Source organism: Chloracidobacterium sp. (assembly GCA_016720705.1).
Classification (GTDB): domain Bacteria; phylum Acidobacteriota; class Blastocatellia; order Pyrinomonadales; family Pyrinomonadaceae; genus OLB17.
Genome location: JADKKB010000007.1, coordinates 1,599,016 through 1,614,062 on the forward strand (window position 1 = coordinate 1,599,016; position 15,047 = coordinate 1,614,062).

Here is a 15,047-nt window from a genome sequence, read left to right on the forward strand (position 1 = left end):
GTGCTATTTCGGAGCGGTTTGCTTCAACCTCTCCCGTGTGAACAACGCGTCGTCGAGGTTTCCGGGGTATTCGCGGCTAATGACCTCGATCGTGATCTCTGCGCCATAAACGTGATTCGTTACCACTGTTTTGGCTATATAGGGCCTACCATTTGCTGATTTGACTTCCTGCACGACGTACGTTCGGATCTTTTTTTCCAAATTATCAAAAAGGTTCATTTCAATGGGTAAATAATTATCCTTGTCAAAAACCACTCTGCTCATCGCGATCGCCGATTTTTGGCCGTCCTTTAGCTTTCCCTCGACCTCGAAACCGTTCCCGCGTTCGCCGATCAGTTTGTAATCGTATTTGTCCCACGTGCCTAGCAGTTCCTGAGCGGTAAGTCCCCCGATAAACATTTTGCCGGTGTCAGTTTCGCGAAATTCGCCCCGAGACGCCGCGTAGGTCACTACGACCGCCGGTTTTCCCTTTTCATCGACCGTGAGCGAACCGGTTCCGGCGTCCTCTGATGGCTTGGTTATCACACTCAGCGTGGTCGTTACATCACCACTTTGCCGCCGCCAAACATCGAGTTCGGTAATCTCGGGAGCGTTTCCCTTCTCCGTAACGGTAAAGCGGATATGATCTTTGCGATACGGCGCCGCGTCGCGTTTTAAGTGCTCATCCACGATCGCTTCCGCCCGGTTCGGTTCGGCCCTCGACGACGATGTCGGCTCAGCCATTTTTGAGGCGCCCGAGCACCCTAAAAACGACGTAGTCAACAAAAGTGCCGCGGCCAATTTCATTTCAGTTGATATCCTTTACAAATCGCCGTTGTTATCCATAAAATAAAGGCGGTAATAACACTGACAATGCCGAAAAGTCGATCCGGCAAGCGTGGTAACGGCAGGTAATTATCGCGTAATCACTCGCCCCTATCAAATCGAACAGCGAATCAACGACATTAATTCTGAGATGAATGAGACCATCGTCGCATTACAAAGCGTCTGCAAACTATTTGACGGGGCGGGCCGCGTCCAGGCTCTCGACTCGATCGACCTGACCGTCCTCCGCGGTCAGCGTGTCGCCATCACAGGTCCATCCGGCTCCGGCAAATCGACGCTTCTGAATATAATTTGCGGACTCGACATCCCGACCAGTGGGCGTGTGTTGATAAATAACACAGATCTAGCGGCGATGAATGACGACGATCGCACACGTTTGAGGCGTGAGCAGATCGGAATGATCTTTCAGACATTTAACCTGATGCCGACGCTCAACGGTGTCGAGAATGTCGCCTTACCGCTCCGCCTAAACGGTATGGCAGTTCACGAGGCCGAGGCGCGTGCGGTAACGATGCTCGATCGGGTCGGTTTGGCCGGGCGACGCTCTCACCGTCCGGACGAACTGTCGGGCGGCGAACGGCAACGCGTCGCTATCGCCCGCTCCCTGATATTTGACCCGCCGCTGCTGCTTGCCGATGAACCCACGGGAAATCTCGATTCAAAGACGGGCGATGAAATTTTGAGGCTTCTGGAAGAGATCCATCACGAGTTTGGAACCTCTATGATCCTCGTCACTCACAACGAAAGCGCCGCTGCCATCTGCGAACGTCGTGTCGGCCTGCTCGACGGCCGCATCGTGATCGACACGCTCAGCCCAAGCAGATGATACGTGCCCTCACAATGATCGTATTTCGTGATTGGCGCTGTCACAAGCTACGGCTTGCCCTGACAACCGCCGGGATCGCACTGGGTGTCGCAGCGTTTTTTGCTATCCAGAGCACAAATGACGCTTTGGTCATTTCGCTTAACGGCACGATCGAAAAGCTTGCAGGCAAAGCAACCTTGCAGGCCGCGGCCGGCGACGCAGGGTTTTCCTTTGATGTAATTCAGACCGTCCGCTCGACCCCGGGAGTACAGATTGCCGAACCGGTCACTGAGACACTTGCGACCACCACGCTTGGCGGCACTCACCTGTTGATACTGGGCCTTGATACGACGAGCGATCTGAGGCTATACAATACCGCTGCGGACCAGACCAATTTCGCCGTAAAGAATCCGCTCGTGTTTTCAAGCCGAAAGGACTCGGTTGCGGTGACCAGTGCATTTGCCGAGAGGTTTAGCCTTAAGGACGGTGACAAGATAACGGTCGAAACCTCGTCCGGCCCGGCGGCTTTAACGATCCGCGGTTTATTTGTCGCGTCCGGCATCGGCGATGTCTATGACGGCAACGTCGCCGTTATGGACATATACTCCGCTCAAGACACCTTTGGCCGCGGAAACAAGATCGATCGCATCGATATATCAACGGTCGACGGCGTCGAAATCGAAACAGTGCAGAAAGAACTCGCCGAACGGCTCGGAACCGGGATCGATGTGGTCCGGCCTGAGTTACGTGGCCGGAGCCTCGAAAACTCGGTAACAACGATGCACGCCGGATTTACGATCCTGAGCATCGTGGCTCTTATGATCGGCGTATTCATTATCTTTAACTCCTTCACAATAAGCGTAAATCAGCGTTGGAAAGAGATCGCGATACTGCGTTCGATCGGGGTCGAGCGCAGCGGGATCAAGCTTATGTTCCTCTCCGAGGCGGTCATCCTTGGGGTCGTAGGCTCGTGCCTCGGTATCGTTGTCGGATCATTGATCGCGTTGGCAGCGATGGATTTGGTGACACGGATCACCGCGACAGTGTATGGATTTGTTACTTCATCGCCGAAGCTACATCTCGAACCAGGTTACGCGGCAGCGGCCATTGCCATCGGTATCGTTTCGTCTGTGATAGCGGCTTGGGTGCCGGCGGCGTCCGCCGCGAGTCTAGATCCAGCGGCGGCACTTCGCAATATCGAAACGCGCCGCGCTGAACCCGGAATGAACCGTCTGCGTTTGGCTGCGGGCGTTGCCTTTATCGCGGCCGGTTTGTTAGGCGTCAGATTTACGCCGGCGGGGGTTGGCAGTTATATCCAGTCGTCGTACTCCTTTATGATCCAGATCGGCATGATCTTGCTGCTGCCGGTCATTATTGCGATCGGCGGACGCATTCTGCGCCCGATTATGGATCGGCTGTTTGGCGCCGAGGGCGTCATCGCGGTCGAAACAATGACACGATCACCGCGTCGAACGGCCGCGACCGTAGGTGCAATAATGATCGGATTGACATTTGCACTGTCGAACGCGTCACTGATACAAAGTCTTAAAATGGCCCTCGACCGCTCAATTGATAAGGCAGTAGCGGCGGATATTCTCGTCACGTCGTCCGAGCAACTAAGCTCGCGAAGCCATCATTTCTCTGAAAAAACGGCGACGGCGATAGCGTCAATGCAGGAGGTCGAGGTTGCAGATCTGACCCGCGTGACGACAACTCGAATGAACGATCGCGAAGTTACACTTTTAGCACACGATATGGGCGAATATTTCAAGATATCGCCTGATTTGCTCGACAGCGGTGATGCGGTCCAAGCAAGCGCATTGACCTCCCGCGGCGACGGTGTTGTGATCTCAAACAATCTTGCATTTCGGTCGAATCTAAAACTTGGCGATACGATCACGATCCGTTCGCCAAAAGGTGACCTCAGCCTGCCCGTCGTCGGGATGCTCGAATATTACCGCTCCGAACACGGTACTATCTTTCTCGACCGGGAGCTTTATCGGCGGTATTGGGATGATAGCGATGTCGATTACATTTTTATGAACCTAAAACCGGGTGTCGACCGTCAGCTTTTCAAATCGAAAGTCGCGGCCACACTTGCCGACACACAGAGTGCATTTATCTATACGCACGACGAATATAAACTGTGGGCGGGTCGAGTGATCGATCAATTTTTCATATTGATGTATATGCAGACGATCATCGCGATCGTCGTCGCCGCGATCGGCCTCGTCAATACAATGCTCATCTCGGTCGCCGAACGACGACGCGAAATAGGTATCTTTCGTGCCATCGGCGGATTACGTCGTCAAGTGGTCAAAATGGTACTGCTGGAGGCCGCCGCGATCTCGTTGGTCGGATTTGCCGCAGGTGCGGTTACCGGACTGTTGAACACATATTTTTTGATCAATACGGCCGCCAAGGTCGTTGCCGGCTTTACCTTGCCGTTTTACTATTCTTACGGATTATTGATGCTGGCGATACCATCCGTCATCCTAATTGCAATGATCTCGGCCTGGCTTCCGGCGCGAAATGCTTCACGACAAGAGGTTGCTGACGCGATCGGCTATGAGTGAAACACCTCGTTGAAACCGTTTGCCGCAAGAATGCGAAATAGTTAATTATGTTTGAGCATTTGATCCAACCGATCGAAGACACGGCCGCGTCGATACTGAGCGGCGTTGCGAATCTCTTTGGCAAGAGTGGCGAAAACCTTAATGCACCGCCGTCCGACGGCACTGTGAAATTGCCTAACGACCTGTTTGCGCAACCGGACGTCCAAACTGAATGGTGGTATTACACCGGTCATTGCCGGACTCGTACCGGCCGCGAATTTGGCTTTGAGTTGGTATTTTTCAAGCGGCGTACCGACCGAGACAAGATCGGCATAGTCCCGATGAACGTGGTCGCAAACCCGATGTACTTTGCACATTTTGCGATATCGGACGTTACGGCCGCACATTTTAGGTATGAGCACGTTAGGAGTTTTGGTAATCCGTTAGAGTTGCCTGTGGTAATGAGTCCGACAGCGTGCGACGTCCAACTTGGCCCTTGGTCGCTCCGCGAGGTCGCCGGTAAGCACGTTTTGCACGCAACGCTTGAAGATGGATTGATCTTTGACGCGATCCTCGAACCCGCCAAACCGATCGTGCTAAATGGCGACGGCGGCATCACAAAGAAAAAGGACGGTGCCTCAAAGCATTTTTCTTACACCCGAATGAATGTGTCCGGTCAGACCAACGAGGGCGGGGTGGTCGAGACGTTTACAGGTTCGGCGTGGATGGATCGCGAATTCGGCAGCTGGGAACAAGGCAACTGGGATTGGTTCAGCATACAATTTGACGATGAAACTGAGCTAATGATGTACACGTTCAAGGACGATGAGGGTGAGTTTAACGGCGAAACGACCGGAACCTACGTCGATCGCGAAGGCGATTGCACATATCTCAAGCGAAGCGATTTTGAGATCGAGATCACCGACAAATGGCTGAGCCCCAATACGGGAGCCGAGTATCCCGCTCAATGGCAGATAAGAGTGCCTAAGCTCGGGATCGAGGCGAAGATCAGCCCGCTGATCGCCGATCAGGAACTCGATACGCGAGGTTCAACGATGATCGTATATTGGGAAGGTACCTGCAAGGTCGAAGGTTCGCGGTCAGGCGAACCGCTTAACGGCCGTGCGTATGTCGAACTCGTCGGCTACGATATGTCGCACATGGACGCGGGTCTCGGTGATTTCCTATTCGGCAAAAGTATCAGACAAATCACCGAAATCTTCGGCTAATCAGTTGACTCGCACCATTTGCGTGTAACTTCGTGCCGAAAATCGAACATCTTTTCGAGCTTCGGCACGACGAGGATAGGTGCGGCGATCGCCCCCAGAAACCACATCGGCGGCTCGTACTCGATCTCGTCTCTCAGTACTGCTCCTTCGGGGTGCGGCTCGACGATGTGGCGGTGACGCCACGAGCTGAACGGGCCGGATAGCTGCACGTCCTCAAACATCCGCGGGGGGTCATAGGCCGTGTGCTCGGCCACCCAACGTGACGAAACGAGCCCAAACAACTTGTTGTCGATAATCGCCTGTGAGCCGATCTTGGAAATGTCAGCTTTCTTGATGATCGTTGCGTCCTCCCACGGCGGCATCAGCCGCTCGAAAGCGTCAGGCAACTCGTGAAACGCGAACACCCTTTCCGGCGAAGCCTTGATCACTGACTCTTTCACAAATTTCATATAACCTAACGATATCACAGCGCCTGACAGACGATGATTGGCTTGGCGTGTTGAAATACCGCGCCGCAATTGCTTTAATACTCAAATCCTAGTTTCAAAACGACGCCCAAATTCACACGACCGGAGATTGAGCAAATGGCAGAGTCTATTATTGACGCGGGTTCGAACGTCGGCAATGCGATTTCTAAATACAGGATCTGGAAAGTAATAGGAGCATCCGCGGTCGGCACGATGATCGAATGGTATGATTTCTATATTTTCGGCAGCCTCGCCGTGGTCATCGCACCGCTTTTTTATCCGCCGGGAAATGACACGTTCGCTTACATTGCATATCTTGCGACATTTGCTGTCGGCTTTGTCGTGCGGCCATTCGGAGCATTATTTTTCGGCCGGATCGGTGATGTCGTCGGCCGCAAATACGCGTTTCTGGTCACCCTGCTGATCATGGGCGGAGCTACCGCTGTCATCGGATTTCTGCCGACATACTCGCAGATCGGTATCGCCGCACCGATCATATTGTTACTGATCCGCGTACTCCAGGGCCTCGCCCTCGGCGGCGAATATGGCGGTGCCGCCGTCTACGTTGCCGAGCACGTGCCCGATAACCGACGCGGATTTTACACGTCGTTTATCCAGATCACCGCGACGTTGGGGCTGTTTCTGTCACTCGCTGTAATTTTGACGGTGCAGAATACGATGTCGCCCGAGCAGTTTGCCGGCAAGGCCGCGGGCTTAAGCGGCTGGCGCATCCCGTTTCTCATCTCAATATTGCTTGTCGGAGTATCGCTCTATATTCGGCTCAGGATGAAGGAATCGCCGATATTCGAGCAGGTAAAGAGCGCCGGCATGACGTCGGCAAATCCGCTCGTCGAGGCGTTTACCAAGTGGAGCAATCTCAAGATCGTGCTTATCTCACTGTTTGGGGCGACGGCCGGCCAGGGTGTCGTCTGGTACACGGGCCAGTTCTATGCGCTGTTCTATTTGCAAAAGATACTCAATGTAGATGCGACCTCGGCGAATTACATTATCGCGTCCGCATTGCTGTTGGGAATGCCGCTGTTTGTTGTGTTTGGGGCACTGAGCGACCGCATCGGCCGAAAATGGATAATAATGGCCGGATGTCTGCTCGCGGTGCTGACCTATCTGCCGATCTATCATGCGATGCAGTCGGCGGCCGGTTCGAACATCGAAACCGCGACATCCCAGACCAATCCTGCGACCGGTGAAAAGTCGCTGACGCCGCTGACGCGAAATAGCGAGGGCACGCTCGTGCCGGCCCCGAAGGTTCTGGTCTATTCGTCGTTTGGCTCGCTTATTTCTAATTCGACCGCGTGGAAACTGATCTTGCTAGTGCTGCTCCAGGTCGTGTGGGTAACGATGGTCTACGGCCCCATCGCGGCTTATCTGGTCGAGGCGTTTCCCGCCAAGATACGTTATACAGCGTTGTCGCTGCCGTATCATATCGGCAACGGCGTTTTCGGCGGCTTGTTGCCGCTGATCGGCGTTTCGATCATTGCCCAGACCGGTAATATCTACGCCGGGCTCTATTACCCGATGGCGATCGCCGGTATCACGCTAATAGTCGGAACGATATTTTTGAAAGAAACACACGGACATAAGATCTGGGCAGAGGTGAACAAAAATTAAGCCGCTCAGCCCGCAAAATGTCGGTCTGAGTTCACGACGTGTATTACATGAAAAAACTTAAAGGGAGAAACAAATGAAATCTACCATTCTGATATCAATATTCGCGTTTGCCGTGGGCCTGTCGGCTTGCGGCTGGAACCCGGACGTGACCGCGACTCCGATAACCGAACCGTGGGCGTCGATGGGTTTACCGGTCAAGGAAAACGCGGTCGTATGGGGCAGCACCGATAAGCAATTCAAAGCCGTCCACAAAGAAGACCGCAAGGCCGTTACGACCAAATACGTCGAGGCACTGAAAGCAAAAGGCTGGGCTATGGATTCGATCGACGAGAGCTCCGCAACAAACACCTTCGTGGAAATGTCGAAGGGTGCAGAAAAGCTAAAACTGGACATCTACAACTTCCGCAACACCGGCGTCATAATCGACAAGAAGTAGATACAATTCGTCATACAACGTCGTGACGGTTTCTCCGGCCAAGGAGTGACTTGGCAGGGCCTAAGTCTCTAGCCTGATCAATGCCGCGAGAAACCGTCTTTATAACACTCGGCCCGCCCATTGTCTTCGCGCGACATTTTGTTTTTGATGATCTATTTTATTGACAATTGCCTCGTGAAAACGGTAACTTTCACTATATAAATATTGTAGTACCGAGTTTTCCTCCCAATGGATAAACGAATCTTTCACATCACCACTATTCTCGCCGACAATTTTAGTCGCCATTGGTTGGTAGAAGAAATGGCAGCTGAGGTTCGTATGTCTGTTCCCCAATTTCGGCGAGTCTTTAAGGAAAGTGCCGGCGTCACACCAGTCGTGTTTCTCAATGAACTTCGACTGGAGCGAGCCAGTCATATGCTCGCTGACCCGAAGTGCTTTCTTCAGATCAAAGAAATTGGTCACCATGTTGGGCTACCCAACAGCAGTTATTTTACTCGCGATTTCAAGGCGAAAACCGGTATGTCACCCACTGAATTTCGTGCCCTTCAGACCGAAATTTGCCAATCGGACCCGCCCAAGGTAAAGGATTGATCGAATTGGACAAACAATAATTGATTTCGACAACAAATACCTGTTGATTTCGTCGTACATCAGAGGAAACTGATGAATATGACGAGCATTAACCTAACTTACAATAGTTGTATGACCCAGGACTGGGCGGCTTATAATAGTCGAGGTTCAACCTATGGCACCTGTATTGGACTCGAGGGAAATGGAAACAATTGCATCGAGCAACTCGAAGGTTGTGACCCGGCACGTGACCGAGCGGCGGCCTGTAACGGGTTATATTCTGGCTCGGAGGACGGGGATGCTTTGAGCGTTTGCCTGAATAATAGTGGAATCTGGCAGTGCCAATGAACCGCAGTGTGTAAAGTGGTATAAGGCCTAGGGTCGGACATTTCGTTTGACTCTAGGTTGTCGTGAAAGGGGTAACAATGAAAAATCAATACCGTAAGTTAAATTTCCTTCTCATTTTATTATTGATTTCTCTTGTCAATACCGGAAGTTCTCAAGTTACAGATGATGCTCCGATACGGATCAACACGGTGCTCTTGAATGTCCCGGTGGTCGTGAGTGACAAAGACGGGCGAAATATTACCGGTCTAAAGAAGGAAGATTTTTCGGTATTTCAGGAAGGCGTCAAACAAACGATCGAGTTTTTTGCCAACACCGAAGAGCCATTGAACGTGGCGATCGTCGTCGATACAAGTAGCAGCGTCAGGAGAGTGATCAAGAGCCTAAAAAAGGCAGCAAGTGACTTCATAAGCACCCTTGGTCCGGACGACAAAGGGCTCCTTATGAGCTTCGACATTGACGTACATCTATTGTGTGAACTTACTTCCGATAAAGCTGACCTAAGAAAAAGTCTAAATGGCCTATTTATATTGGAAGGACCGGATTCATTGGGGATCGACGCCATTTATCGAATCCATAAGAAGGAATTTGCTTCGATCAAGGGTAGGAAGGCAATAGTGCTGATAACGGACGGCGGGATAGGTGGGTATACTCCATACGAAACATGGGCAAGGATGCTGAAGGAGTCGGACACGGCTATCTACCCGATCTGGTTCCAAACCAGGCCAGTTGTTATGCCCAAAGGAGTCAAAACGGCCACGTTGGACGAATTGCTAAAAGTTCCCGTACCGGAGGTTGCTTTCATGAATCGACTTGCAACGGACACCGGCGGCAGACTCTTTGCAGGTGAGGCGGACAACTTTGAAGGAGCTTTTCAGCGTATTGTCGATGAACTCAAGAAAACCTATGTTCTCGGGTTTTATCCAACAAATACGGATGAAGGAAGGCCGACCAATATCACGATCAAAGTTAATCGGAATGACGCCGTTGTCCGAAGCAAGAATGTCATCCAACTGAAACGGCGCACTCCCGACGGCAAAAAGAAAGACAAATGAATATTCGCCGCCATCTATCGGATCCATAAAAAGGACGTTGCTTCGATTAGAGGTAGAAATGCAACTGTGAATTCAACTGACCCCAAACCTTCCTCAAATGCCGCTCTTCGACGCGGATGCTGCCGACCGATAGCCGCAGCGTAAAACGGCCATTAAGTTTGGTGTGCGACAGATAGGCGTCGCCCGAGGCGTTTATGTCGTTCATTATGCGCTCGTTGAGCTGATCAATGCCGTCTTCGGGAAGGCCTTCGATCTTTGCACGAAAACAGACGAGAGCGAACGGCACGGGTGCCATCAACTCAAAATCCGGCGACTTCTCGACCCATGTGGCAAATAATCGAGCGAGGCGGCAGTGTTCACGCAGCCGTGCGATCAGGCCCTCGCGGCCGAAATAGCGAATGACGAACCAGAGTTTCAAAGCGCGAAAACGCCGTCCTAACTGGATGCCGTAGTCCATGCCGTTCTTAACGGTTTGCTCATCGCTCGTTTTGAGGTACTCGGCGACAAGTGAGAACGCCTCCTTGAGAATGCTGAGGTCCTTGCAATAGAGAACCGAGAGGTCAAAGGGCGTGAACAGCCATTTGTGCGGATTGACGACGATCGAATCGGCACGCTCCCAACCCTTGAACAGCACTTGCATTTCAGGAATGATCGCCGTCGAGCCTGCATAAGCCGTGTCGACGTGCAGCCAAATGCCGTACTTTTCACATATATCAGCGATCGCATAGACCGGATCGATGCTCGAGGTCGAGGTCGTGCCGACCGTCGGGATGACGCAAATGGGAAGATACCCATTTGCGATGTCCTCTTCGATCGCAAGGGCGAGCTTTTCGGGGATCATCTCGAGGCGGTCGTTGCACTCGATCTTTCGCAGACTTCGAAGGCCGAGGCCGAGCGTGATCACGCCCTTATCGATCGACGAATGTACGTGTTCGCTGGCGTAAACCCGCAGCAGCGGCAGATCGTCGCGGCCGCTCATTCCCTGCTCGCGGATATGCAATCCGGCCCGCTCACGTGCGGCGGCGATGGCGTGCATTGTCGAAACAGACGCCGTATCGTAAATGATGCCCTCGAATCGCTCCGGCAGTCCCATCATCTGCCGCAGCCAATCGAGTACGACATCCTCAAGCTCCGTCGATGCCGGCGAGGTGCGCCAGAGCATCGCCTTCATATCAAAGGCGGCCGCAAACATTTCGGCGAATACTCCGACCGAACTGGTCGATGTTGAAAAAAGGCCGTGAAAATTGGGGTGATTCCAATGAGTGACCGCCGGCATGATCAATTTATCGACATCGTCGAGGATGTCGCCGAAATCTTCGCCGGTTTCCGGTGCTGATGCCGGCAGATTGTCCTTTAGCCAATCGGGTTCGACCTGCGACAATACCGGATATTGCTCGATGTTTTCAAAATATTCGGCTATTTGATCGACGATCCGGTATCCGTATTTTTTGAATTCGTCCACGGGCATATCGCCAAAGTTTGATGGTTTTACGGTCATATTAATTTGAAAAACGTATAAGGATCTGGAAACTGCAAAAATAAACTCGACAGGAAATCTAATAAAAGTATAATATCACCAACGATTATCTCGCCAACGTCTATATAACTGAAGATTTACGTAGTTTCGAAAATCCTTCCCGATCTTCGTTGGAAGCGACATTTCATTTTGAACGAGGAAAACTATGGCAACTTCGCCAGCGGAAACCGAACAATCTAGCGAAGGATTTATACGCGGATTGGGGCTATTAGATTCGACAATGATCGTCGCCGGTTCGATGATCGGGTCGGGCATTTTCATCGTTTCAGCGGACGTCGCCCGACAGGTGGGATCTCCCGGTTGGCTGTTGGTCGTTTGGTTGGTCACCGGATTACTAACAGTTGGTGCTGCGCTGTCATACGGCGAACTTGCCGCAATGATGCCGCGGGCCGGCGGAATGTACGTGTATCTAAAGGAAGCATACTCTCCCTTTTGGGGTTTTCTGTACGGCTGGACCCATTTTCTAGTGATCGGCACCGCTACAATAGCCGCTGTCTCTGTCGCTTTTGCACGGTTTACAGGGATCTTGATCCCGCAGATATCAGAAACAAGCTACTTGATCGAACCGATCCGAATTGGTTCGTCTAATTACGCATTTTCACTCTCGACGGCTCAGTTGGTCGGCATCTTAATGATCGCTCTGCTGACTTGGATGAATACCCGCGGCCTTAAGCTCGGCAAGTTGGTTCAGAACACATTTACATTTGCCAAGACCGGTTCGCTTATCGCGTTGATCGTTCTTGGGCTGTTTGTCGGATTGGTATGGCACAGTGACGTAGCCGCCGCCAACTTCAGCGATCTTTGGACGATCCGCGGCGATTTGCAGAGTGTCGGTGCGACCGCGGCGGGCGACAAAGGAGCCGCGCTTACTTCACTACTAACAGCATTTGGAATGCTTGTGGCCGTGTGTGTCGCACAGACCAACTCATTGTTTTCGGCCGATGCCTGGCACAACGTGACGTTTACGGCCGGCGAGGTCAAAGACCCTAAGCGAAACTTGCCGCTATCGCTGTTATTTGGAACGGGCGGCGTCATTCTGCTATATATGCTGGCAAATTTTGCGTATCTCGTGACCTTACGGTTCGAGGATATTCAAAACGTGGCGAGCGACCGTGTCGGATCGGCAACTGCCGAAGTCATCTTTCCCGGTGCCGGTGCGGTGATAATGGCCGTCGCCATTATGATATCGACCTTCGGCTGCAACAACGGCCTGATCTTTGCCGGGCCGCGCGCATATTACGCGATGGCAAAAGACGGTCTATTTTTTAAGTCGGCAGGCGAATTGAATAATAACCACGTCCCCGCTTGGGGTTTGATCATACAAGGGATCTGGGCCGTGTTCTACGTGCTGCCGCGAACTGTAACGAGTGCCGCCGACGGCAAAGTGAGCTATGGCAATCTATACGGCGATCTACTGACTTATGTGATCTCGGCCGCTCTAATTTTCTATATCTTAGCGATCGCGGCTGTTTTTGTGCTCCGCGTGAAACAACCTGATGCCGAGCGCCCGTATAAAGCACTCGGTTACCCGATAATTCCGGCCCTGTACATCATTGGGGCATCTGTAATTTTGATCGTTCTGTTTTTATATCAAACGACGGCCACGTGGCCGGGACTGCTCATCGTGCTGACGGGCGTACCCGTCTACTTTATTTGGAGAGCGCTGTCCGCACGGTCGGACACCGCTGAGCAATAGAATCTAAATCAACCTTAGGAGGTTTCAATGTCACTTTTTGCGACTAAACCAATTTCGAGGATCATTGCCGAGGCGGCAGAGACGGGTGAGCATACCTTAAAGAAGACGCTCACTTCGCTCGATCTGACAATGCTCGGTGTAGGTGCCATTATCGGTACCGGTATCTTCGTTCTGACCGGGCAGGCAGCCGGTAAGCACGCCGGCCCGGCGGTCATCATCTCGATGGTACTCGCGGGTATCGTTAGTGCGTTTGCCGCACTTTGCTATTCCGAATTTGCAGCTTGCGTTCCGATCTCAGGTTCTGCTTACGCATATGGTTACGGAACTCTGGGCGAATTTGTCGCTTGGATCATCGGATGGGATCTGATCCTTGAATACGCATTCGGAGCCGCCACGGTGGCCGTCGGATGGTCAGGCTACGTGGTAAGTTTATTTAGGGATACATTGGGGATACCATTCCCTCTGGCCTTAAGTAAAGGGCCATTTGAGACCATAACGCTCGCTGACGGAAGTACGGTCCACGGCATAATTAATCTGCCGGGACTGCTCATCTCCGTCGCGGTGACCTTGCTACTCATCAAGGGCATCAAGGAATCGGCGAGCTTTAACTCGATCATCGTTTTGGTCAAAGTATTGGTCGTCGTGCTATTTATCATCGCCGGCATCGGCTACGTCAATCCCAGCAATCTGGGTGTCGGATGCGTCGCCGGAACCGCCGGATGTGCCGAATTTATGCCATACGGTTTCCCCGGCGTTGTTACCGGAGCCGCGGTCATCTTCTTTGCCTACATCGGGTTTGACGCAGTATCGACTGCCGCCCAAGAGGCGAAGAATCCGCAAAAGGACATGCCGATCGGCATACTCGGTTCGCTCGCGATCTGTACCGTTCTTTATATTCTGGTTGCAGGTATTATGGTTGGACTGGTCGACTATAAGTTGCTGACCAATGCTGCCGCACCGATCGCAGTTGCTGTTGACGCAGCCGCGCAACTCGCACAAGGGACCACAATGGGGGCGATCTTGAGCGTTTTCCCCACGATCGTTAAGGTAGGCGCAGTTCTCGGACTGAGTTCGACAATGGTCGTGATGGTGATGGGCCAACCGCGTGTTTTCTACTCGATGTCCAAGGACGGGCTGTTGCCGAAATGGGCGTCCAAGATCCACCCGAAATACCAGACACCGCATATCACGACCGCAATAACCGGCGTGATCGTCGCTGTTCTGGCTGGAATCGTCCCGATCAGCTTGCTCGGCGAACTGGTCAGTATCGGTACGCTCTTTGCTTTCGTCATCGTCGGTACGGGAATTATAATCCTGCGGTCGTCGAACCCGAATCTGCATCGTCCGTTCAAGGTGCCGCTCTCGCCGTTCATTCCGGTTGCTACCGTAGTATCGGCTGCATACCTGATGAACAGCCTGCCGCTCGACACTTGGATCCGTCTAATTGACTGGATGTCGATCGGCCTTGTCATCTACTTTGCGTACAGCTACACACACAGTAATCTGCGGACGATGACCAATGAGGATGCCAATGAATCTGAATCTCGTGCCAAACCGCCGATCGCGGCGATCCTGGCTATCGTATTCACGATCGCGTTGACGCTATATCAGGTCCCTTACCTGATGAATCTTAAATCGGAAGCGATACCAGTCAACCTCGGTATTCGCCTTTTTGCGTGGGTAGTAACCGGTCTTCTGGTTGCGATGCTGATGTATGGCAAACAGGATAACCGTGGCGGCATAGATAACCGCATTCAAAAGGTTGGCTTGATCGCATCGGTCATCAACCTTTTGGTCTGGGCCGGTATCACTTACTGGTTCTTTGCCCACTTTGCCGAACTGCACGTAGCGGGTTAGTTCGGGTCGGATCGATAGACGCCACGGAGTTCGTGGAGTGA

The 15,047-nt window shown here is 52.4% G+C and carries 12 protein-coding genes; 9 read left to right on the top strand and 3 right to left on the bottom strand.

Features of this window, described 5'->3' with window-relative positions; genetic code table 11:
• Positions 1-3: 3 nt before the first annotated feature.
• Positions 4-786: an outer membrane lipoprotein-sorting protein gene (locus IPQ00_14325; GenBank protein ID MBL0241738.1), complete on the bottom strand. Its 783-nt coding sequence runs from the start codon at positions 784-786 to the stop codon at positions 4-6.
• 181 nt (positions 787-967) lie between these two features.
• Between IPQ00_14325 and IPQ00_14330 the strand changes: the two genes are divergently transcribed.
• Genes IPQ00_14330 through IPQ00_14340 form a run of 3 tightly spaced genes read left to right on the top strand, consistent with a single transcriptional unit; the run spans position 968 to position 5,414 of the window.
• Positions 968-1,651 carry an ABC transporter ATP-binding protein gene (locus IPQ00_14330; GenBank protein ID MBL0241739.1) on the top strand — a complete coding sequence of 228 codons (684 nt, stop codon included), beginning with the start codon at positions 968-970 and terminating at the stop codon, positions 1,649-1,651.
• Positions 1,652-1,665: 14 nt separating this feature from the next.
• Positions 1,666-4,206, top strand: coding sequence for an ABC transporter permease (locus IPQ00_14335; GenBank protein MBL0241740.1), 2,541 nt, complete (start codon positions 1,666-1,668; stop codon positions 4,204-4,206).
• A 47-nt stretch (positions 4,207-4,253) separates the two neighbouring features.
• Complete coding sequence (locus IPQ00_14340; GenBank protein ID MBL0241741.1) at positions 4,254-5,414, top strand: hypothetical protein; 1,161 nt, start codon at positions 4,254-4,256, stop codon at positions 5,412-5,414.
• Here the strand turns inward: IPQ00_14340 and IPQ00_14345 are convergent.
• Entirely contained in the window at positions 5,411-5,863 is a 453-nt protein-coding gene (locus tag IPQ00_14345; GenBank protein MBL0241742.1) for an SRPBCC family protein, read from the bottom strand. The genes IPQ00_14340 and IPQ00_14345 overlap by 4 nt on opposite strands.
• A gap of 135 nt (positions 5,864-5,998) precedes the next feature.
• On the opposite strand from IPQ00_14345, the gene IPQ00_14350 reads away from it, so the two are divergent.
• The 4 genes from IPQ00_14350 (at position 5,999) to IPQ00_14365 (ending at position 9,916) form a co-directional block, all read left to right on the top strand.
• Positions 5,999-7,510 carry an MHS family MFS transporter gene (locus tag IPQ00_14350; GenBank protein MBL0241743.1) on the top strand — a complete coding sequence of 504 codons (1,512 nt, stop codon included), beginning with the start codon at positions 5,999-6,001 and terminating at the stop codon, positions 7,508-7,510.
• A gap of 73 nt (positions 7,511-7,583) precedes the next feature.
• Positions 7,584-7,946, top strand: a complete 363-nt coding sequence (locus IPQ00_14355) for a hypothetical protein (protein MBL0241744.1) — start codon at positions 7,584-7,586, stop codon at positions 7,944-7,946.
• Between the two features lie 228 nt (positions 7,947-8,174).
• Positions 8,175-8,537 carry a helix-turn-helix transcriptional regulator gene (locus IPQ00_14360; protein MBL0241745.1) on the top strand — a complete coding sequence of 121 codons (363 nt, stop codon included), beginning with the start codon at positions 8,175-8,177 and terminating at the stop codon, positions 8,535-8,537.
• Between the two features lie 404 nt (positions 8,538-8,941).
• On the top strand, positions 8,942-9,916 hold the full coding sequence (locus tag IPQ00_14365) for a VWA domain-containing protein (GenBank protein MBL0241746.1): 975 nt from the start codon (positions 8,942-8,944) through the stop codon (positions 9,914-9,916).
• A 46-nt stretch (positions 9,917-9,962) separates the two neighbouring features.
• Here IPQ00_14365 and IPQ00_14370 read toward each other — a convergent pair whose 3' ends face one another.
• Positions 9,963-11,414: an amino acid decarboxylase gene (locus IPQ00_14370; protein MBL0241747.1), complete on the bottom strand. Its 1,452-nt coding sequence runs from the start codon at positions 11,412-11,414 to the stop codon at positions 9,963-9,965.
• A gap of 184 nt (positions 11,415-11,598) precedes the next feature.
• Here IPQ00_14370 and IPQ00_14375 point away from each other — a divergent pair, with 184 nt between their 5' ends.
• Positions 11,599-13,149, top strand: a complete 1,551-nt coding sequence (locus tag IPQ00_14375) for an amino acid permease (GenBank protein MBL0241748.1) — start codon at positions 11,599-11,601, stop codon at positions 13,147-13,149.
• Between the two features lie 27 nt (positions 13,150-13,176).
• On the top strand, positions 13,177-15,006 hold the full coding sequence (locus IPQ00_14380) for an amino acid permease (protein MBL0241749.1): 1,830 nt from the start codon (positions 13,177-13,179) through the stop codon (positions 15,004-15,006).
• Positions 15,007-15,047: the final 41 nt, after the last annotated feature.